We start from the raw sequence: 19,815 nt of genomic DNA, 5'->3' as shown, positions 1-19,815 counted from the left end.
GTCGTTGTCCGCCATGTAGGCACGCGGCGTCCGGTACTTCGGATTCGCGCCGGCGGTGTGATCGCCCGGCAGGTGCAGGATTTCCAGTTGCGGCATCTCGCCTTCGGCTGCGAACTGCTCGAGCTCGGCGATCCAGGCGTCGGCCCGCTTCTGGTCGGGGATCTCGAGATTGAACGGCGGATACGAAGGGCTCACGTCGGCGCCGAGCTGGCGCTGCGTGACCGGCCATCCCTGCGGCCCGTGGACCATCTCTCCGTAGTCGCGAAAGGTGATTCCCTTCTCGATGGCGAGCGTCCAGAGGAAGCCGCGCTCGGGCTCTGCAGCCTCATCTCCGTCGACGTCCGCGCGCCGGTTGGAATAGAGCGACGGCACCGTCTTCTCCGCGTAATCGGGCACGTACGCGGCCGTCGACCAGAGGTGTCCCTGCGAGCTCACTTCCGCGTTGGTGAAGAACCGATCGAACAGCCCGAACCTCCGTGCGAGCGCGCGATGATTCGGCGTCGAGTCCGGTCCGAAGAACAGCAGGCGGCGGTCGCCGTCGCCTTCCTCGAGGTCGCCGAAGATCTGATCGTAAGTCCGGTTCTCCTTGATGATGTAGACCACGTGCTTGAAAGGCGGATAGCGGCGCGGTGCGCGTCTCCTCCAGCCGTTGGCCGCTGCGACGCGGCCCGACAGGGCGCGAAGCTGCGCTCCACGAAACCGACCGGGCAACACTCGCAGCGTCCCGCCGAGCTGCCCGAGAGCGTACCCCAGCGGACGCTGGATACCTTGGCCAGGAATCGGACCGTCGGGATTGGCGCGCGTCCCGCGCCCCTTCCCGCTGAGCACCAGCAGCCGTCCTTCCCCGCTGAGGACAGCCGTCGGGTACCAATCCGTCGGGATGCGCGCGACGGGCACGCGTCCGCCCGCGGCGAGGTCGAAGACGGCGATGGCGTTGCTATCCGCTTCCGCCACGAACAGCCTCGATCCGTCCGCTGAAAGCGCGAGCGCGTTGGGCGTGCTTCCTTCCGCGGGTCCCGCCGGGGCTGCGTCATTGAGGAAGCGAACGACACGACGGGCACGCGTGTCGACGACGGCGATGCGGTCGCTGCCGGCGAGCGCGACGTAGAGACGCGTTGCCTTGGAGTCCACCCTCAACGCCGAGGGATGGCGGCCGACCCGAAGACGTCCAGCGGAGACGAGCATTCCGTCGGCCCGAGTGCGGAAGACGGAAACGGTATCGCCGCCCCAAGCGGAGACGTAGACGCGCCCGTCGCTCGCGACCTCGACCGCATACGGATAGTGGTCCGTGGGAAGGCGCTGCACGACGTTGCCGGTCTTCGCGTCCACCACGGCCAGCGCGTCACCTACGTTCTCGGCCACGTAGACGAGCGCCCCGCGCGGAGCGGCAGCAATGCCTGCGGGATATCGCGAGCCCGTCTGATCCGGCTTCTGCTCACCGAGCACGATCCGGCTGCGCAGCTCCGCCTTCTCGCCGTCCCAGGCATAAGAATAGACGGCATCATCGTTGCCACCCGAGACGAAGAGCGTCGTCCCGTCCGACGAGAAGGCGGCGCCGTAGAAGGCGGCGGGCTGCGGAATCGTCTGCGTGACGCGCAGCGACTGCAGATCGACGACCTGGATTCCCTGCTCGCGCCAGCCGCTGAGCACGACGATCAGTTTCTTGCCGCCGGGCGCCATCGCCATTCCCATCGGCATGCTGCCCAGATCCAGAACGGTGCCCTCGGCGTCGAGCCGCTGGCCGGTTGGCAGGAGCGAGGGCGTACCGGCCGCAGCCGCGGAAACGAGCAGGAGCGCACATGCGGATCTCATTTTCGTCGTCGCCTCGCGATCTCCTTCTCCAGCCCCTCGGCCGTGTACGGCAGCTCGGGGCTGATCCGTTCCGCCCCGCTGGCCGTGATCAGGAACGTATCCTCGACGAAGAACGATTGATCACGCGCCGTCAACCGCGGCTCATAGCAGATGACGTTGCCAGCCCGGAACACCGGCGGACTCGTCTCGATCAGATCGAGGCCGATGCCGTGGAGGAAGAACGCGGTGCGCTCGTCGACCGTTGCCGCCGCTTCCCGTGCCAATGGCGTCTTCAGGCGGTCTCGCCGCTCGATGACATAGGCGGCCGTCGCACGAAAGACACCTGCCTGGTTTGCCCCGGGACGCATCTGCGCCACGCCCGCCCGGTACGCCCCGACGAGGAGCTCGAGAACTTCGCGCTGACCCTCGTCGAATCGGCCGGAGACGGGGATCGTCCGGCCGTAGTCCGCCTTGTACAAACGAAGCTCGCAGCCCAGGTCGACGCGGACCAGCTCGCCGCCCATCATCGCGCGATCGAGGTTGTGGTAGTCCGCGAGCGCCTCGAAGAGAGAAGCCGGTCCCGCCGACGGTCCGCTACGAATCCAGGGCCAGAACGAAGGCCCTTCCGCTCCTGCTTCCACGCATGCCGAGACCACTGCTGCCTCCACCGCGCGCTGGCGCCTTCCCGTTCTGATGGCGGCGACCGCGCTCCAGAAAGCCGGCAGCGTCACGTCCGCCGCATTCTTCAGCAGCGCAATCTCCGCCGGCGACTTCACTGCCCGGACCGAGTCTAGGATCGGCGTTGCATCCTTGATCTCCGCGTCGGGCCAGAGATCGTGGACGACTTTCCGCCAGACGGCCCAGGACGGCTCGACCGGAGGTACGCCCTTGGGCGTATTCCCGCCCAGCGAGAGAGCGCCGGCGAAGCCGCCGCTGTCGACATACAGCGCGACCTTGCCATCCTGCGTGCGCCTCGATCCGACGACGCCGGTCAGTTCGTCCCAAGGGACGACGTGCTCGAGTCCGAGGGCGTGTTCTGATTCTGCTCCGGGCGCCACGAAGATCGACTCGAGCCCGCGAAGATCGGGGACGAAGAGCGTGGACTCGGGGGCGGGTCCCGCGAACAGCCACGTTTCCTTCGCACCGCCGTCGATCGCGAGGATCGCCTGGTGAGCGTTGGCAAGGCCGGTGAAGTAATAGAAGGCGGGATCCTGGCGGAAGGACGAAGCCTCCCACGTCATCGCCGAGCTGGATCGCAGCAGCACGATGCCGTCGGGAATCTGCTCCATGAGCGCGCGCCTGCGCCGGGCAAACTCCGCCTCATCCACCGCGCCCGCGAGCGCTGGAACCAGGCAGAGCAGCAGGAGCAGTCGCAGCGTTCTCACCGCTCGTCCGCGGCGATGACGTAGTGCTTCACCTCGGTCTCCGGGTCGATGAGAAACTCCGGATCGCGTGGCAACATGCGCGTCTTCGTCAGATTTTCGCCGGCCCAGGCCCGGATGGACTCCTCCGAGGGCCAGTACGAGATGACCACGAAATATGCGCGTTCGCCGGCGGCGCGCCGGAACATCTGCGCGCCGAGATTGCCTCGCGTGCGCCGCAACGCCTTGATCCCGTTGTCGTAGAGGTAGCGCTCGTACTCGTCAGCGCGCGCGGACGAGACCTGGCCGTTCCAGACGCGCGCGATCCGGGCCGTCGTGCCACCGCTCCGGGGCGCCGCCGGAACCGCGCCGATCACCATTGCCAGAATCGCGACCTTGACGGACATGGCACCTCCTCGCCCCGGCTCCTGCCCCTTGCGCAGCACGTAAGCTTGCGGTTTCTTGCTCTGCCCGGCGCTGGAGCCGGAGGCACGCGCTTGCTATCGTCCGGGCATGAGCTCGATGCAGGCCCTTCTCGAGACTCCCAGCGTTCTCGTCTCGCGCTTCGATCATGGCGGCGGTCCGGTGCCCGCGGGGACGGCGGAGGAGGTCTGCGACCACTACTGCATCAACTTCGTCGATTCCGGCGAGTTCGGTCTGGGCATCGGGAGGCGGTTCTGGCGCCTCAGGCGCGGTGCCGCGTTCGCCTGGCATCCGCGCACCGTCCAAAGGTACGTCCACTTCGAAGGCGTGCCCGCGGATACGTGCATGACGATCCGCTTTCGCGACGGCTTCGAGCGCGAGATCGAGCGCGAGGGCTGGCTCGCGGGAACCGCACACGTGCCCGTGTTCCATCCCGGCAACCGGCTCGCGTTCCTCCGCCTGCAACTCGATCGCATCCTGCAGCGCCGCAGCGTCGCGGCGCTCGATTCCTGGACGACGGAGCTGATCGAGGCGGCGGTCCGTCCGCAGCTGCCGCATCGCATCTACGACGAGCTCCAGCTCCGCCGCCACGCTGCCCGCGTCGAGCTGGCGCACGAGAGGATCCTTCTGCACTCCGACGAGCCACACACGCTCGCCTCGCTTGCGTCGTCCGTGGGGATGAGCCCTTTCCATTTCGCGCGCGTGTTCCGGTCGCTGATCGGAGCGCCGCCGCACCGGCTGCTGCGCGACGTCCGCCTCGATCGAGCCCGCTCCATGCTGCTCGACGGCGAGAGCGTCACCACCACCTGCTACGCCGTCGGTTTCGGAAACCTCAGCCACTTCATCCGCTCGTTCCGGCGCCGGTTCGGGACTGCGCCCTCGCTGCTGCGCAAGAAAGCGCAAGCGGGGACGTCGTCCGACGTCGCATAGGGCGGCGATGCGCAGCGCAATCGTCCTGTTGTCCTTGTGGGCCGCAGCGGCGGCGGCCGAGCCGCGCGCCTTGGTGCGCGCGGCCCGCGTCCTCGACGTGCAGAAAGGAACCTGGTCGGCGGACCAGGGGATCGTCGTCGCCGGCGGCCGCATCGAGTCTGTCCTGCCGTTCGCGCAGGCGCGCTCCGGCGCTCCGGATGCCGCGATCATCGATCTCGGAGACCTCTCGGTGCTCCCCGGTTTCGCCGACTGCCACGCGCACCTGCTCGGCAACCTCAAGGACATCTCCGCCATCGGCTCGCTGCGGATGTCGTCTGCGCAGGGCGCCATCTGGGGAGTGAGCAACCTCAAGGAATGGCTCGACCGCGGGTTCACCACGGTTCGCGACGCCGGAGAGATCGACGGCGCTTACGGCCAGTTCGCGCTCCGGGAAGGCGTCGCGCGCGGCTTCATCCAGGGGCCGCGCATCTACGCTGCAGGAAGCTACGTCACGGTCACTGGCGGGCACGGCGACGCGAACCAGCTCGCCGCCGATCAGCGCCTCGACCGTTTCAATCTCGCCGACACTCCCGATGCGGTCGCGACCGTGGTCCGCCGCGACCTGAAATACGGCGCCGACTGGATCAAGCTGATGGGCACCGGTGGCATCGTCGATCCGTTCAGCGACTATACCCGCGAGGAGCTGAGCGACGAGCAGATCGCCCGGGCGGTCGAAGTCGCGCATCGCGCCGGACGGCGGGTGATGGTGCACGCAGAGGGAACCGGCGGGATCAAGGCGGCGGTACGCGCCGGCGTGGACTCCATCGAGCACGGCACCATGCTCGACGACGAGGGCGCGGCGCTGATGGAAAAGCGCGGCACCTGGCTGGTGCCGACGCTCTACACGTTCCAGTACGGCGCCGAGCAGGGAGAGAAGCTGGGACTCGAGCCGGTCATGCTCGCCAAGGTTCGCAGGATCATCTCGGCACAGGGGCCCGCCTTCAAGCGCGCGATCGCGCACCACCTGCGGATCGTCTTCGGCCTGGACAACTCGCCGGACCTGCTGCCGCGCGAGTTCGCCGCTCTCGTTCGCGGAGGGATGACGCCCCTGCAGGCGATCCAGGCGGCGACCATCAACGCCCAGGAGATGCTCGGACATGCCGACGAGGCGGGATCGATCGCGAAAGGGAAGGTCGCCGATCTCGTCGCCGTCCGGGGCGACCCGACGCGCGACGTGTCCGCGCTGGAGAACGTCGTTTTCGTGATGAAGGAAGGGGCGGTCGTCAAGGACGCGCGGGCATCAGTCCCGGCGCCAAAGGGAGAGCATCCGATGATCATGCGGGTCTGGCATGGGTGGACGAAAACGAAGGACGCCGAGGAGTACAATCGCCTTTTGCGCGACGAAATCCTGCCCGGCATCCACCGCATCAAGGGCTACGGCGGCTCGTGGGTGCTGCGGCGGGCGGCGGGCGACGAGGTGGAGTTCGTGACCATCACCACCTGGGATTCGTGGGCTGCGATCGAGGAGTTCGCCGGCAAGGGCCGGACGAAGTCCGTGATCCATCCCAAGGCGGCGCATCTGCTCACGCGCCACGACGAGCAGTCCGTTCATTTCGACGCGGCCTGGGTGCCGTGACCGGAAAGGGGCGTCCCATGCATCACAGCAGGCTGAGCACGTTCGTGATCGATTGCAGGACGGAAAACGCCGACGAGGCGGCGCGCTTCTGGAGCGCCGCCCTGGGCCGGCGCATCGAAGGGGCCGACGGTGAGTACCGTCAGCTCGCCGGGAGCGCGGAGGAGCCGATCCTGCTCGTGCAGAAGGTCGATCATCCAAGCCGCATCCACCTCGACATCGAGACCGACGACCAGGAGGCGGAAGTGAAGCGGCTGGAAGCGCTTGGCGCGCGCCGGGTCGGACGCGTGAAGACCTGGTGGGTCCTGGAGGCGCCCACGGGGCAGCGTTTCTGCGTCATCAATCTGCAGCGGGGGCCGCTGAAGGACCACGCCAACGAGTGGACCTGAGCCAGCCGGAGTATGTTCGGGCCGATGCGCTCTCTCATCGCTGCGTCGTTCATCGCATTCCCAGCCGCCGCCGGGCCGGATCCGGCGTCGGTGCTCCGGACGCTCCAGTCGACCGTCGAGCTGCATGACGTGGCGCTGTCGCGGGACGGAGCTCGCGTCGGCTGGGTGGAGCAGGTGCAGACGCCCGACGGGCCCTCGCCAGACGAGTCGATCGTCCAGGTCCTGGACCGGACGACCCCGTCCGCCACTCCGGTGCGCCTCACCGCCGGAAAAGACGGCAAGGCGCACGACGAACACGACCTCGACTTCAGTCCCGACGGGAGATCGCTGGCCTTCCTCTCCGACGCGGCGCAGCCGCACCAGCTGCAGCTCTATGTCGCCGACCTCGGCAACGCGACGGTACGGCAGCTCACGCAAGTTTCCGGTCATCTCTCCAAGCCGCGGTTTCGGCCCGACGGCCGCGAGATCGCGGTCCTCTTCATCGAGGGCGGCGCCGACGAGCAAGGCCCGCTCAAGCCGGCGGCGCGTCGGACCGGAGTGGTGGACGAGCAGGTGAAGGAGCAGCGGCTGGCGCTCGTTCCGGCGGACGGCAGCGCGCCGCTGCGGGCGGTCTCGCCGCCAGACCTCTTCCTCTACGAGTACGACTGGCGTCCCGACGGCGGCGCGGTGGCGGCGACGGGCGCCCATGGGTCGGGCGATGACAACTGGTGGATCGCGAAGCTGTTCTCCATCGACACGCACACGGGGGCGGCGCGCGTCGTGCATTCGCCGTCCCTGCAGATCTGCGAGCCGACCTTCAGCCCGGACGGCAGCCGGATCGCCTTCATCGAAGGCCTGATGAGCGACGCCGGCGCCAACGGCGGAGACATCTTCGTCGTGCCGGGGGACGGAAGCTCGAAGCCGCGCAACCTGACGGCCGGCCTGCGCGGCACGCCCGCCACGCTTCGCTGGCTGAAGCCGGGCGAGATCCTCCTCGGTCTCCAGATCGAGGGCACCTCTGCCTTCGCGTCCGTGCCGGTGGCCGGCGGCAAGCCCACAATCCTCTGGCGCGGTGCAGAGAACGTTCACGTGGAGTGGTCCGTCGGAGGGAGCTTTTCCGGGGACGGCAACGTCTCCGCTGCGGTGCGCGAGAGCTTCGATCGGGCTCCCGAGGTCATCGCCGGCGCCTTGGGAACGTGGCAACCCGTCACGCAGCGGAACGCCGCCTTGCGGCCAGTGGCGGGAGCAGCGCGCAGCCTGCGCTGGAAGAGCGACGCCTTCGACGTGCAAGGCTGGCTGCTCACACCCGGCGAGCCGCCTGCGCTCGGGACGAAGGCGCCGATGGTGGTGATCGTCCACGGCGGTCCGGCGTCGGCGGTGCGCCCGTCGTGGTCGCAGACGGCGCTCCTCCTCGCGAGCCAGGGCTACTACGTGCTGATGCCAAATCCGCGGGGATCGTTCGGCGGTGGCGAAGCATTCACCCGCGCCAACGTGAAGGACTTCGGGTACGGAGATCTTCGCGACATCGTCCGGGGAGTGGACGCGGCGGTGCGCGTCGCTCCCGTCGACCCGAAGCGCGTCGGCATCTACGGCCACAGCTACGGTGGCTACATGACGATGTGGGCCGTCACCCGCACGCACCGATTCGCCGCCGCCGTGGCCAGCGCCGGCATCGCGGATTGGCAGAGCTACTACGGGCAGAATCGCATCGACCAGTGGATGCTGCCCTACTTCGGCAAGAGCGTGTACGAAGACCCGCAGGTCTACGCGCGCTCCAGCCCCATCACCTTCATCCGCAACGTGAGGACGCCGACGCTCGTGTTGCACGGAGAGCGCGACGCCGAGGTCCCGCTCCCTCAGGGATACGAGTTCTGGCACGCATTGAAGGCGCTCGGCGTGGAGACGCAGCTCGTCGTCTACGAGGACGAAGGACATCGGATCCAGCGCCCCGACCACGTGCGCGATCGGGTCGAACGAATCGTCGGCTGGTTCGACTCCCATCTGAAGGCCGCCCCCGTCCAACCGCCCCGGTGAGACGCATGTGTGTGGATGGGCCGGCCGGACCTCCATCCATCCGCTCCGTCATAGCCCCCCTCCTTGAAACCTACCGCCGTCCGTGGCTAGGACGGAGGTAGACGGAGGGCATATCCGTTGAACCCGGTGCTTCGAGCAAGCCCCCGCTATCCCGTCTCACTTCGCGTCGCCTTTTCCGACGGCGACGGGACGCGCGTGAACGAGGCGACGAGCCTCAGCGTCGGAGGCATGTTCGTCCGCACGGACCGTGAGCTCCCGGTCGGAGCATTGGTGCCGGTCGCGCTCGAGCTGCCCGACGGCGACCCTCCCCTTCCGGTGCAGGCGAAGGTCCTCTACAGTTCCGGCGCGCCGAAAGCCCGGGCGCGCACGACTGGACACGGCTTCGGCGTGCAGTTCGTCGCCGAAGACGCCACGTTCCGAGAGCGGGTCACGCGGTATATCGATTCGCTGCTGCGCGACCCGAAGGCGCCCGCCGCCCGGCTTCTCTCGATCGCGCGCGACCTGTTGCGAGACAAGGGCTGGACGCAGCTGTATCCGCGCGCTGCGAACGGCAGCTACTGTCTCAGCGGCGCGCTGCGCGAAGCGGCCGGCAACGACCGGAACCTCTATCGCGCCGCGCTCCGCTCCGTCGGGCCCCGTCTGAACGTCGCTGGCTGCGAGCACGGCGGTTTCGACTGCCATTGCGCCGTCATCGGCTGGAACGACACCGAGGGGCGCACGCGGGAGCAGGTCATCAACAAGCTCGACGAGGCCATCTCGGCCGAGCTTGCGGCGACGCGGGCTGCAACTCAGCACTGAAGCGCGGCGGAGAGCGGCCCCGGCGAACGTCCCCTCGTGCGCGCGATGGCCTCCGCGGCGCCGTCGAGTTGCGCGAGAGTGCCGCCGTCGACGGGCACGCCGCTGGCGCGCGCTTTGCGCGAGCGACGCTCCGGATCGCCCGGCATCAGGATGGAGTCGATCTCGCCGGAGAGCGGAGCCGAGCGCACCCACTCGATGAACGCGCGCGCCTCGCTCTCGAACGCGCTGGACGACCCCAGCCTCGTCGAGTCGAAGACGATGACCAGCATGTTGTTCCAGATGGCGCTCTTCATCGTCATGTTCCCAGGCCGCGTGGTGGGACCGCCGGTGAGCGCCGCGCCGAGCAGCTCGCAGATCATGGCCAGCGCATAGCCCTTGTGCGCCGCGAACGGGACCAGCGCGCCGCGTGGGCCCTCTTCGGGCTCGAACATCACGGTGGGGTCATCGGTGGGACAGCCCCCGGCATCGATCAGGCAGCCCGGCGGCACCTTGACCTTGCGGTTGTAGGCGACGCGCACCTTTCCGTGCGCGATGGCGCTGGTGGCGAAGTCGAGCACGATGGGATCGCCGCCGGGCCCGCGGATGCCGACCGTGAACGGATTGGTGAGGAACCGTGCCTGGGTTCCTCCATACGGCGCGACCATCGGCGGCGCCGACACCGCGTTGGTGAAGTGGATTGAGACCATTCCGCCGGCGACGGCCTGTTCCGCCCAATGCCCCACCCGTCCGATGTGGTGCGCGTTTCGCAATCCCATCACGCAGACGCCGTCGCGGTGGGCGCGCCCGATCGCAAGCTCCATTGCCTGGAAGGCGACAGACTGTCCGAGCCCCCGCTGACCGTCGATGGCGAGAATGGATCCGGTGTCGGAGACGACCTCGACCTTCCGGTTCAGCTGCAGATCGCCCTCCAGCAGCGCGTTCACGTAGCGGGGCGTCATGCCCACGCCGTGAGAGTCGTGACCGGACAGGTTGGCGCCGACCAGGTGGTCGGCGACGAGCGCCGCCTCCCGTTCGCTGGATCCCGCGGCCCGCCAGAGATCGGCGGTCCATCGGTGCAGCGTCGCTGGGGGGATCATGTGTTCCGGCATGGTCACGACGCCTCGACGTCTCCTCCAAGATACGCCGCCTGCAGCCTCGGGTCCTGCGCAAGCTCCGCCGCAGGACCGTGCAGTGCGACCTCGCCGCGCTCGAGCACGTACGCCTGCTGCGCCACTTGGAGCGCCATGCGCGCGTTCTGCTCGACGAGCAGGATGGTCGTTCCCTGCCGGTGGATGTCGCCGACGATGTCGAAGATCTGCCGCACCAGCAGAGGCGCAAGCCCCATCGATGGCTCGTCGAGGAGGAGGATCCTCGGCCGTGCCAGAACACCGCGGGCTATGGCAAGCATCTGCTGCTCGCCTCCGGAAAGCGCGCCCGCCGGAGCGTCCAGTCGCCGCTGCAGGGAAGGGAACCGCCGGATCTGATCCTCGATGGCGGCGCGCGCCTGTTCACGGCCCCCGGGCCAGGGCCGCGCCTCGGCGCCGATGCGGAGGTTCTCGGCGACGCTCATCCGCTGCAGGATTGCGCGACCCTCCGGGACCAGCACGATGCCGGCGGCGACGGCGGCGTGGGAAGCGACACCGGCGAGCTCGCGGCCCTCGAGGCGGACGCTCCCGCCCGTCGGACGCAAGAGGCCGCCGATCGCATTCAACGTGCTGCTCTTCCCGGCTCCGTTCGGCCCGATCAGCGCGACGATCTCTCCCGCTGCCACCGAGAGCGATACCCCGCGCACCGCCTCGACGTGGCCGTAAGCGACGCGCAGGTCGCGCACCTCGAGGAGTGGCCCGTTCACGCGCCTTCTCCCAGGTAGGCGGCGATCACCGTCGGGTCCTTGCCGACCTCGGTAGGGGTTCCTTTCGCGATCACCTTGCCGAAGTTGAGGACGGTGATGCGATCGCAGAGCTGCATGACCAGCCGGACGTTGTGCTCGATGAGCAGCACCGCCCGCCCTTGCTTCGTCACGTCGCGGACGAGCCGGGCGACGGCGGCGGCCTCGTTTGGGTTCATCCCGGCGGTGGGCTCGTCGAGGAGCACCAGCTTCGGGTGCGCGGCCAAGGCGCGAGCAATCTCGACGCGGCGCTGTTCGCCGTAGGAAAGATTGAACGCGCGCGTCGAGGCGCGCTCGCGCATCCCCACGCGCGCCAGCTCCGCATCCGCCTCCGTGCGAGCCGTCCGCTCCTCCGCGCGCGCCGAGGGCAGGAGGAGCAGATGGCGCCAGAACGGCGCATGCCGGTGCAGGTGCTCGCCGACCACGACGTTGTCCACAGCGGAGAGACCGCCGAAGAGGCGGATGTTCTGGTACGTCCGCGCCACGCCGAGCGCGGCGATGCGATTCGGCGGCAGGCCGTCGATGCGGCGTCCGTCCAGCTCAATCTTTCCCGCGGTGGGCCGCAGCAGTCCGGAAATCAGGTTCAGGAGCGTCGTCTTCCCCGCGCCGTTGGGGCCGATCAGCCCGTGCACCTCGCCATCGCCGACGGTGAACGTGGCGTCATCCACGGCGCGCACGCCTCCGAACGCACGCGACACGCCGGCGAGCGCGAGCGTCACGCGAGACCCGCTGCGCGGCGACGGAAGCGGGCGGGTAGAGAGACCAGGCCGTTCGGGAGGTAGAGGATCACCGCCAGGAGGATGGCCCCGTTCAGGAAGAGCCGGAATGGACCCGGAGCAAGCCCCAACCGCGCGCCGGCCTCGCGCAGGACCTCGGGAAGCACGGTGAGGAACGCGGCGCCGACGACGGGACCGTAGAAGGCGGCGGTGCCGCCGACCACCGCCTGCACCAGCCATTCCACGACGCGCTCGAAGCGATACGTGCCGGGCGCGACCATGAACGTAAAGTGCGCCTCCAGACCTCCGGCGAGGCCGGCGATCGCAGCTCCCAGCACCAGCATCGCCATCTTGTGGCCGGTGGTGTAGATGCCCATCGTGCGCGCCGCCGTCTCGTCCTCGCGGATCGCCTCCAGCGCGTAACCGGTACGCGAGCCGCGCAGTCGCCCCAGCACGAAGAGCGTGAGGGCAAGCGAGAGCGCGATGGTCCACAGCTTCGTCCGCTGGGGAATGGCGACGAGGCCCATGGCGCCGTTCGTGTAGTCCCAGTTGACGAAGGCGAGCCTCACGACCTCGCCGAAGCCGACGGTGGCGATGGCGAGGAAAACGCCGCGCAGCCGCAGCACGGGCAGACCGAGGGGAACGGCCACGATGGCGGGCGCCAATGCGGAAGCAGCGAGCACGGCGACGAACGGCACGCCCTTGGCGTGCAACGTGATCAGCGCGCCCGTATAGGCGCCGATGGCCATGAAGCCGGCGTTGGCCAGCGAGAGCTGCCCGCAGGAAAGCGTCGCGTACACGGAGAGCGCGAGCAGGCCATTGATGCCCACGAACGCGAGCAAGGATTGGTAGGCAAGGAACAGGTCCATGGTTCAGGCCTCGCGTGCCGCTGCGCGTCCGAGCAGCCCGCGGGGCCGCGCGATCAACACCAGGAACAGCACCGCGAACGAGACCACGTCGCGAAACGACGACCCGAGCTGCGCGACGGTGAAGACCTCGATCACGCCGAGCGCGAAACCGGCGATGACGGCGCCGGGGATGCTCCCCATCCCCCCGAGGATGATCACCGCGAGGCCCTTCAGCTCGACGCCGCGGCCGACGTCCGGCGAAATGGAATTGAAGGCGAGCCCGAAGAGCACTCCGGCGGCGCCGCCCAGGGCCGAGGAGAGGAAGAACGCCATGGCGATGGCGCGGTCGACGTTGACGCCGAGGATGCGCGCCGCGCGCGGGCTCTCGGCGACCGCACGGATCTGGCGCCCGAGACGCGTCCGCGCCAGCAGCAGCGTGAGCACCGCCATCAACACCACCGAGATGGCGACGATGCAGATCTGCAAGAGCGACGCCGTTGCGCCGCCGATCTGGATGACGCGGTCCGGGAAGGTATCCTGCGGAAAGCGGGAGATATCCGGTCCGAAGATCTGCAGGGCGATGGCTTCGAACACCGTAGCCATGGCGAGCGAGCTGATCAGACCGGAGATGTTCGAGTCGGCGCGGCCGCGGAGCGGGCGGAAGGCGAGCCGCTCGAGGACGATCCCGATGAGGCCACCGGCGACGACGGCGAGGGGGAGGGCGACCCAGAGCGAGAGGTGCGCGTCGGCGACCAGCGCGAGGGCCACGAACGCCGCCAGCATGAAGACGGCCTGGTGCGCCAGGTTGAGGATGTCGAGGACGCCGAACACCAGCGTGTAGCCGACGGCGAAGAGAGCGTAGATGCTCCCCAGGAAGATGCCGTTGAGGACTTGCTGGCCCATCTACTGGACGATCTGGAACTTGCCGTCCTTGACCTGCTGCACACTGGGCTCGTGCCGGGCATCGCGGCCCTGCGTGAACGAGAACTTCCCCAGCGGGGTGTCGAGATCCTTCACCTTCGCGAGGCCCGCGTTGATGTCCTCGCGGCCTGTCTTGCCTCCGGCCTGCTTGACGGCCTCCGCCAGGATGATCACGCCCGTGTAGGCCTGGGCGGAGAACTGGTCGGGGTTCACGCCCGTCTTCTTCATCGCCGCGAGGAATTTCTGGTTGGCGGCATCCTGGCTGAGCGAGTTCCAGGAAGTGCCCACCATGACGCCCTCCGCAGCGGCGCCGGCGTTCTTGATGAACGCGGGGCTGTTGAAGCCATTGCCCCCGAGCATCGCGCCTGTCCAGCCGCGCTGCCGCGCCTGCGTGACGATGGCGGCCGCGTTGTCCGCGAGAGCGGAGACCACCAGGACGTCCGGCTTCGCCGACACCAGCGCCGTGAGCTGCGCGTTGTAATCGCGATCCGGCTTGGCGAACGTCTGCGTCCCCACCACCTTCACGCCGAGATCGGCGAGCGCCTTCTGCATCACGTCGTAGCCGGCCTTGGTGAAGACGTCGTCGTTCCCGTAGAGAACGCCGGCGCTCTTGAACTTGAGCTTCTCCTGCGCCTTCTTGAAGGCGCCGGGAATGACCTGCGCTTCGGTGAGCGAGTCGCGCCAGATGTAGTTGCCGATGTCGGTGATGCCGGTCGGCGCGGTGTTGGAGATTCCGAGGACCGGAACCTTCGCCTGCTGCGCGAGGGGATCCGCGGCGCTGGCGGTATTGGAGAGCGTCGGCCCGATGATGGCGCTCACCTTGTCGCGGTTGATGAACTTCTGGAAGACCGTGATGCCCTGCTCCTTGGTGGAGGAGTCGTCCTCGATCAGGACATTCAGCTTCGCCCCGCCGCCCGCGTTGACCTCCTCGAGCGCCGCCTGGATGCCGGCGCGCTGCAGCGCACCGTACGAGGCGGCCGGCCCGGTCAGGCTGAGAGCGGCTCCAATCGTTGCGCCCGCTCCGCCGGCGGGCGCCGCCGTCGAGCCGCTGGTGCCGGAAGCCGGCGCCTGCGCGCCCTGATCCTTGCATCCCGCAGCGATGAGAAGCAGCAACAGCGGAATCGACCACCGGCGCGCGACGCTCATGGGGGTCTCCTTGCCGTCGAGGCATCGTGCGTTACCGCAAGCGCCCTGCATGCGCAAGCCGTGGCGGGTTGCGCTCGATTGCCCGCGTGCATACGAGGGCAGAAGACGTGCGAGGTCCGATATGCGACGGTGGTTTGCGCTCATCAGCTTGCTCGCAGCTCTCTCGTCCTTTCCGCTGCTCGCGGACGACCCGCTGCCGCCGCAGCACACGTTCGGCCCCGATACGACGCGGACCGGTCTCTTCACCGGAACCGGGACGGCGCTCGGGCTCACGTGCAACGCTTCCGCCGCGCCGATGGAATGCTCGGGCTTCCTCGCCAGCGATGTCGACGGGACGGCGCTGGACGTAACCCTGAAGATCCCCGGTGGCACCGCGCCCTTCCCGCTGGTCGTGAACCTGCACGGGTACGGTGGGAGCAAGCAAAGCGACTCCAGTTGGGATGACAAGCTGCTGCTGCGCGGGTACGCGGTGCTGCGGTACTCCGCCCGAGGATTCGGCAAGTCCTGGGGACAGGTGAACCTTGCCGATCTCAACGTCGAGCTGCGCGATCTCCGCAGCTTGATCGCGCAGGTTGTCGATGCTTATGCAGCGCAGGTCGATCCCGGCGCCGTGGCGGTTCTCGGCGCGTCCTACGGCGGAGGGCAGTCGTGGCTCGCTGCGCTGCAGCCTCAGTTTGGCACGCCCGCGCGGAACCATGTCCATATCCGCACGATCGTACCGATCGTTCCCTGGACGGACCTGCTCGGCGCGCTGCGGCCGAACGGCGATGCGACGAACTCGATCGACGTGCCGGGGTCCTACAAGCTGAGCTACCTGGAAGGGCTCTTCCTCGGCGGATTGCGCCGCGATCGCGATCGCCCGTACCCGAACTACCCCGACTACCTCTTCATCTGGAACGCGTACATTCTCGGGACGGAGCCGAACAACCTGCCGCCGGTCGGCGCGCAGATCGTCGACGGGATCGCGGGGTATCGCTCCATCTGGTGGCAGGACAAATTCTTCCAGACGGTGAAGGACAACGCGAAGAGCGGCGCGGCGCAGCTCCCGGTCTTCGAGCTGCAGGGGTTCACGGACGACCTCTTTCCCTTGCCCGAGGCGTTGCGCATGTACCGCGCCCTGCGGAAGATCGATCCCGCGTACCCGATCGCCGAATACTTCGGCGATATCGGGCACCCGCGCGCGGCGAACAAGTCCGGAGAAGTCGACTACGCGCTCGATCGCGTCTTCGATTGGCTCGATGTCCACCTGAAAAACAGCGGAACAGCGTCATATGACGTGCTGGCAGCGGTGACGCGACCGCGAGACGTTGCGTTCGACGAAAACGGCGGCGACGTGCTGCGGGTGCCATCGGTCGACGATCTGAAGACGGCGCAGGCCACCGAACACCTTGCCGGTGACGCCGTGCTCACGTTCAACCCCGCAAACGCCGGTGGCGTCTTCTCGGACCCGTTCCTGTTCGCCGGCTGCGAGCAGCTCGAGACGGCGTGCAGGGCGCCGGCGCCGGACGTCGTGCCCGGCGACGTAGCAACATACGTCGTCGCCGCTGCCCAGGTCGCGGCTGACGCGAAACCCTCGCCTGTGGCGGCGCCGTTCCTCGTGGCCGGCCAGCCCGTCGTCTCGTTCCACGCGCAAACGGCTGCCTGGCGCGTGCAGCTGGACGTGCGCCTGTACCAGGTCGCGCCGTCCGGCGAAACGCTGATCACGCGTGGCACGCGTACGCTCGACTCCGGAAGTCCGGCGCTGCCGCTCGGCGCGCGAGAGGTCGAAATCGAAACGTACGGCAACTTGATCGAGATCGGCGAGGGCGACACCCTGCGCCTGGAGATCACGAATGTGGACAGCCCGTATCTCGCGCCCAGCCGCGTCCCTTCGGTCACGAGCATTTCGCAGGTGTCGCTCACCGTCCCGGTGCGGCCACCGCTCCAGTGAGCCTCAAGAGCTTCCTTGGCGCCAGGCGCGTTCCGCTTCGTCCCAGGCGGCGAGCGGTTGCAGATCCGGGACCCAGGCGAGACCGGATTTGGCGTCGGCGGAGACTGCCTCCGGCGTGACGACGACATCGAGCAGCGAGGGCCGCCGCGCGAATGCCCGATCGATCGCGCCCGGCAGATCGTCCGCCCGCTCGACGCGCTCGGCGTGCATGCCGAAAGCGCGCGCCATCGCCGCATGATCGGCGAACTGCAGTTTCGTGCCGGCGACGCGGCCATAAGTCGACGTCTGATCGTGGACCTCGATCTGCCATGCGCCGTTGTTCGCCACCACGAAGACCGGTGCGGCACGATGCCTGACGGCGGTATCGAGCTCGATGGCGTTGAAGCCGAACGACCCGTCGCCGGTCGCGACCAGGACCAGGCGGCCGGGGAAAGCGAGGCTGGCGGCGATTCCGAATGGAACGCCTACGCCGATGCAGCCGAACGGGCCAGGATCGAGGTACGCGGAGGAGGAGAGCCCGACGCGCGCAAAGCTGAGGAAGTCGCCGCCGTCAGCGACCACGATGGCGTCCCGCGGCAGCTTCGCCTGCAGCGCCGCGAGCAACCGGTTGGGATGCATCCGTCCGTCGCTGCCGTCGGGCGCGTGCGCCATCGTCTCGCGCAGCTTGACCACGCGCTCGAGGTGCCGCTTGCGCAGGCCGGCTGCCCATTCACGGTCGACGGACGGCGGCCGGTCGCCGGCCGCGTCCACCATCGCGCTCAGGGCAGCCGCGGGGCTCGCGAACAGCTCGACGGCGCCGCGGCGGTTGTCGCGCACTTCGGAGGCCACGTCCGCGATGCGGAGAAAACGGGCGCTGCCGAACACGGCGGGAGACCCGAACGCGAGCTGGAAGTCCAGCCGCCGTCCGACCGTGACGATGACGTCCGCCTCGGTCATCACGGTGCCGCGCATCGCGGCGACGACCGAAGCGTGCTCGTCCGGAACGAGGCCCCGGCTCTCGCCGGTGTCCAGGTACACCGCGGGCACCTTCTCGAGCAGTTGCCGAAGCTGCGCCCCGGCGCCGCGAGCCCCGCGGCCGGTGATCAGCAGCGGGCGGCGAGCGGACCAGAGCAGCTCCACCGCGGCGTCGACCGCCTTCGGATCCGGCAGGAGCAGCGCCGGAGACTTTGGCCGGAAGTGCTCGTCGAGCTGGACACGCGTCGGCACCTCGCCGCGAAGGGTATCGGTGGGGAAATCGACGTAGGCCGGACCGGGCTCTCCCCCCTGCCCGAAGGCGCGCGACACCGCCTCGTCCAGTTCCTGCAGCACCAGGGCCGCCTCGCGCACGGTGCGCGCATAGCGCGTGATCGACCGGACCAGGTCGGTGTGCACCATGTCCTGGAGCCCTCCGCGGTTCTCCTGCGGCCGCGGTACGAGGCCCGAAAGCACCAGCACCGGAGCGCGCGAGACGTGAGCGTTCGCGATTCCCGTCATCGCGTTGGTGACGCCCGGTCCTGCGGTGACCAGCGCGACTCCCAGGGTACCTGTCAGCTCGGCATGCGCGTGCGCCATGTGCACCGCGGCGCGTTCGTCGCGCACGTCGACGATGCGGATGCCCTCGGCGTCGGCGCGCATCCAGACCGGCATGATGTGTCCGCCGCAGAGGGCGAAGATGCGGTCGACGCCGCGCGCCTTGAGGAAGCGCGCGACGACGCCCGCAGCGGAGCTGGCCGATGGAATGGGAGGGTTCACTTCAGAGCCTCGACTGTGGACCTGCGTTCACGCTTCGTCCGGCGCCTGTCGCCGCCGTGCGCGGTCCGGCGACGCGGCGGCGTGTCCGCGGTGGGCAGCGTCACGATGCTTTTGCTCGCGGCACGCGCGTGCACCGTCGCATGGTGGGCTGCTGCAGCGGGATTCCGTTTGATGATGCCGTTCAGCAGCGCCTCATGCTCATCCCAGACCTGGTGGCGGCGCCCCGGCTGCTGGAGCACCTCGCTCATCGCCCGGCGCAGGTGGCTCCAGTACAGGCGCATCGTGTCCGAGAGCAGCGGGTTTCCCGCCACCTGGCAGATCCAGAGGTGGAACCGCATGTCCGCTTCGATTTGCGCATCGACACGGCCCGACCGGGCGGCGCGACGGCCTTCGGCGAGCAGCTTGCGCCCCTCCGCCGCATCGCCTCGCCGGCACCGTTGCGCGGCCAGGCTCGCAGCCAACGAGTCGAGCGCCTCGCGGAGCTCGTAGATGGCGCGGAAGAACTCTCGCTCCAAAGGAGCGACGATCAAACCGCGGCGTCCCGTGTCACGCACGAAAGCCTGTGCCTTGAGGACGGAGAGCGCCTGTCCGACGGGCTGACGGGAGATGCCCAGGCGGGCGGCGAGGGCGTCCTGGTTCAGCCGCTCGCCAGCCGCCAGCCGCCCGGCGCAGATCGCTTCGAGGATGGCTTCGTAGGCCTGCTCGATGAGCGTCGGGCCGGGCCTCAGCGTCTGGACCGTCGAGTGCCGCATTCGTTTGGAGTGCGCACCATTGCGCGAATTGCTTCGGCGAGACGAGTTCTACCGCACCGGTTGACACGTGCGTACACTCATGTCAAGAGCGCACACCGCATACGAAATACGGACGCCGATCGAGCGGGCTGTCCTTCCCCTGGCCCGGAGGCAGTAATGGCCGAGAATATTCGCGTGCTGATGGCAAAAGTCGGCCTGGACGGCCACGATCGCGGCGTCCGGGTCGTCGCTCGCTGCTTGCGAGACGCGGGCATGGACGTGGTCTACACCGGCCTGCACCGCACTCCGGAAGAAGTGGTGGACGCCGCCGTGCAGGAAGACGTCGACGTGCTCGGCGTCAGCCTCCTCTCGGGCGCTCACATGACCGCCTTCCCGCGGATCATGAAGCGGCTCAAGGAGCGAGGCGTCAACGACATCATCCTCCTCGGAGGCGGCGTGATCCCCGACGAGGACGTAGTCGCGCTGAAGAAGTTGGGGGTCGCCGAGATCCTTCTCCAGGATACGCCCCCGAACGTGATCGTCGATACGGTGCGCCGTCTCGTCCGCGAGCGCGGCGCGCGATAACCAGACGGGGTCGACAATGGCCG

Annotated in this window: 17 protein-coding genes and 1 pseudogene; 7 read left to right on the top strand and 11 right to left on the bottom strand. The window is 68.6% G+C overall.

The features are described 5' to 3' along the window. The 3 genes from E6J58_17270 to E6J58_17260 all read right to left on the bottom strand — a co-directional run. Positions 1 to 1,812 (bottom strand): bifunctional YncE family protein/alkaline phosphatase family protein (locus E6J58_17270; GenBank protein TMB35099.1); only part of this gene is annotated, 1,812 nt, incomplete at its 3' end. Beyond that, positions 1,809 to 3,176 carry an aminopeptidase P family protein gene (locus E6J58_17265; protein ID TMB35098.1) on the bottom strand — a complete coding sequence of 456 codons (1,368 nt, stop codon included), beginning with the start codon at positions 3,174 to 3,176 and terminating at the stop codon, positions 1,809 to 1,811. The genes E6J58_17270 and E6J58_17265, both read right to left, overlap by 4 nt. Next, positions 3,173 to 3,559 carry a hypothetical protein gene (locus E6J58_17260; GenBank protein TMB35097.1) on the bottom strand — a complete coding sequence of 129 codons (387 nt, stop codon included), beginning with the start codon at positions 3,557 to 3,559 and terminating at the stop codon, positions 3,173 to 3,175. Before E6J58_17260 ends, E6J58_17265 begins: the two co-directional genes overlap by 4 nt. A 106-nt stretch (positions 3,560 to 3,665) precedes the next feature. Here E6J58_17260 and E6J58_17255 point away from each other — a divergent pair, with 106 nt between their 5' ends. The 5 genes from E6J58_17255 to E6J58_17235 all read left to right on the top strand — a co-directional run bounded on the left by E6J58_17255 (position 3,666) and on the right by E6J58_17235 (position 9,317). Beyond that, a complete protein-coding gene (locus E6J58_17255) occupies positions 3,666 to 4,505 on the top strand; it encodes a helix-turn-helix transcriptional regulator (protein ID TMB35096.1) in 840 nt (279 codons plus the stop codon). A gap of 7 nt (positions 4,506 to 4,512) precedes the next feature. After that, positions 4,513 to 6,120 carry an amidohydrolase family protein gene (locus E6J58_17250; protein TMB35095.1) on the top strand — a complete coding sequence of 536 codons (1,608 nt, stop codon included), beginning with the start codon at positions 4,513 to 4,515 and terminating at the stop codon, positions 6,118 to 6,120. A 17-nt stretch (positions 6,121 to 6,137) separates the two neighbouring features. Then, the gene (locus tag E6J58_17245) at positions 6,138 to 6,506 is read left to right on the top strand and encodes a VOC family protein (protein ID TMB35094.1); all 369 of its coding nucleotides are present in this window, start codon (positions 6,138 to 6,140) and stop codon (positions 6,504 to 6,506) included. A gap of 12 nt (positions 6,507 to 6,518) precedes the next feature. Continuing rightward, positions 6,519 to 8,519 carry a S9 family peptidase gene (locus tag E6J58_17240; protein ID TMB35093.1) on the top strand — a complete coding sequence of 667 codons (2,001 nt, stop codon included), beginning with the start codon at positions 6,519 to 6,521 and terminating at the stop codon, positions 8,517 to 8,519. Positions 8,520 to 8,636: 117 nt separating this feature from the next. Beyond that, positions 8,637 to 9,317 (top strand): PilZ domain-containing protein, encoded by a 681-nt coding sequence (locus tag E6J58_17235; GenBank protein TMB35092.1) that lies wholly within the window; start codon positions 8,637 to 8,639, stop codon positions 9,315 to 9,317. Here the strand turns inward: E6J58_17235 and E6J58_17230 are convergent. The 6 genes from E6J58_17230 to E6J58_17205 are packed head-to-tail and all read right to left on the bottom strand — an operon-like array spanning position 9,308 to position 14,959. Continuing rightward, the gene (locus E6J58_17230; protein ID TMB35091.1) at positions 9,308 to 10,405 is read right to left on the bottom strand and encodes a malate/lactate/ureidoglycolate dehydrogenase; all 1,098 of its coding nucleotides are present in this window, start codon (positions 10,403 to 10,405) and stop codon (positions 9,308 to 9,310) included. The two genes, E6J58_17235 and E6J58_17230, sit on opposite strands and share 10 nt — an antisense overlap. Before the next feature lie 2 nt (positions 10,406 to 10,407). Then, positions 10,408 to 11,148: an ABC transporter ATP-binding protein gene (locus tag E6J58_17225; GenBank protein TMB35090.1), complete on the bottom strand. Its 741-nt coding sequence runs from the start codon at positions 11,146 to 11,148 to the stop codon at positions 10,408 to 10,410. Then, positions 11,145 to 11,903, bottom strand: a complete 759-nt coding sequence (locus E6J58_17220; GenBank protein TMB35089.1) for an ABC transporter ATP-binding protein — start codon at positions 11,901 to 11,903, stop codon at positions 11,145 to 11,147. Before E6J58_17220 ends, E6J58_17225 begins: the two co-directional genes overlap by 4 nt. Next, positions 11,900 to 12,769: a branched-chain amino acid ABC transporter permease gene (locus E6J58_17215; protein ID TMB35088.1), complete on the bottom strand. Its 870-nt coding sequence runs from the start codon at positions 12,767 to 12,769 to the stop codon at positions 11,900 to 11,902. Before E6J58_17215 ends, E6J58_17220 begins: the two co-directional genes overlap by 4 nt. Before the next feature lie 3 nt (positions 12,770 to 12,772). Further along, positions 12,773 to 13,651, bottom strand: coding sequence for a branched-chain amino acid ABC transporter permease (locus E6J58_17210; protein ID TMB35087.1), 879 nt, complete (start codon positions 13,649 to 13,651; stop codon positions 12,773 to 12,775). Further along, positions 13,652 to 14,959: an ABC transporter substrate-binding protein gene (locus E6J58_17205; GenBank protein ID TMB35086.1), complete on the bottom strand. Its 1,308-nt coding sequence runs from the start codon at positions 14,957 to 14,959 to the stop codon at positions 13,652 to 13,654. It abuts the gene before it with no gap. Between E6J58_17205 and E6J58_17200 the strand changes: the two genes are divergently transcribed. Further along, positions 14,769 to 16,745, top strand: a complete 1,977-nt coding sequence (locus tag E6J58_17200) for an alpha/beta fold hydrolase (protein TMB35085.1) — start codon at positions 14,769 to 14,771, stop codon at positions 16,743 to 16,745. The genes E6J58_17205 and E6J58_17200 overlap by 191 nt on opposite strands. A 3-nt stretch (positions 16,746 to 16,748) precedes the next feature. Here E6J58_17200 and E6J58_17195 read toward each other — a convergent pair. Together E6J58_17195 and E6J58_17190 are read right to left on the bottom strand one after the other, a co-directional pair. Continuing rightward, a pseudogene (locus E6J58_17195) lies at positions 16,749 to 18,449 on the bottom strand (thiamine pyrophosphate-binding protein). Between the two features lie 23 nt (positions 18,450 to 18,472). Continuing rightward, the gene (locus E6J58_17190; GenBank protein TMB35084.1) at positions 18,473 to 19,228 is read right to left on the bottom strand and encodes a GntR family transcriptional regulator; all 756 of its coding nucleotides are present in this window, start codon (positions 19,226 to 19,228) and stop codon (positions 18,473 to 18,475) included. Between the two features lie 156 nt (positions 19,229 to 19,384). Here E6J58_17190 and E6J58_17185 point away from each other — a divergent pair, with 156 nt between their 5' ends. After that, on the top strand, positions 19,385 to 19,792 hold the full coding sequence (locus E6J58_17185; protein TMB35083.1) for a cobalamin B12-binding domain-containing protein: 408 nt from the start codon (positions 19,385 to 19,387) through the stop codon (positions 19,790 to 19,792). Positions 19,793 to 19,815: the final 23 nt, after the last annotated feature.

The sequence above is a fragment of the Deltaproteobacteria bacterium genome (assembly GCA_005879535.1).
Lineage (GTDB): Bacteria > Myxococcota > Myxococcia > Myxococcales > 40CM-4-68-19 > 40CM-4-68-19.
The sequence above is the reverse complement of the archived record's forward strand: the minus strand, read 5'-3'. Positions and strand labels throughout refer to the sequence as shown.

Coding starts and splice junctions, on each gene's coding strand:
- E6J58_17260 (TMB35097.1), bottom strand. CDS start 3,559: ATGTCCGTCAAGGTCGCGATTCTGGCAATGGTGATCGGCGCGGTTCCG.
- E6J58_17255 (TMB35096.1), top strand. CDS start 3,666: ATGAGCTCGATGCAGGCCCTTCTCGAGACTCCCAGCGTTCTCGTCTCG.
- E6J58_17250 (TMB35095.1), top strand. CDS start 4,513: ATGCGCAGCGCAATCGTCCTGTTGTCCTTGTGGGCCGCAGCGGCGGCG.
- E6J58_17245 (TMB35094.1), top strand. CDS start 6,138: ATGCATCACAGCAGGCTGAGCACGTTCGTGATCGATTGCAGGACGGAA.
- E6J58_17240 (TMB35093.1), top strand. CDS start 6,519: ATGTTCGGGCCGATGCGCTCTCTCATCGCTGCGTCGTTCATCGCATTC.
- E6J58_17230 (TMB35091.1), bottom strand. CDS start 10,405: ATGCCGGAACACATGATCCCCCCAGCGACGCTGCACCGATGGACCGCC.
- E6J58_17215 (TMB35088.1), bottom strand. CDS start 12,769: ATGGACCTGTTCCTTGCCTACCAATCCTTGCTCGCGTTCGTGGGCATC.
- E6J58_17210 (TMB35087.1), bottom strand. CDS start 13,651: ATGGGCCAGCAAGTCCTCAACGGCATCTTCCTGGGGAGCATCTACGCT.
- E6J58_17200 (TMB35085.1), top strand. CDS start 14,769: ATGAGAAGCAGCAACAGCGGAATCGACCACCGGCGCGCGACGCTCATG.
- E6J58_17205 (TMB35086.1), bottom strand. CDS start 14,959: ATGAGCGCAAACCACCGTCGCATATCGGACCTCGCACGTCTTCTGCCC.
- E6J58_17190 (TMB35084.1), bottom strand. CDS start 19,228: ATGCGGCACTCGACGGTCCAGACGCTGAGGCCCGGCCCGACGCTCATC.
- E6J58_17185 (TMB35083.1), top strand. CDS start 19,385: ATGGCCGAGAATATTCGCGTGCTGATGGCAAAAGTCGGCCTGGACGGC.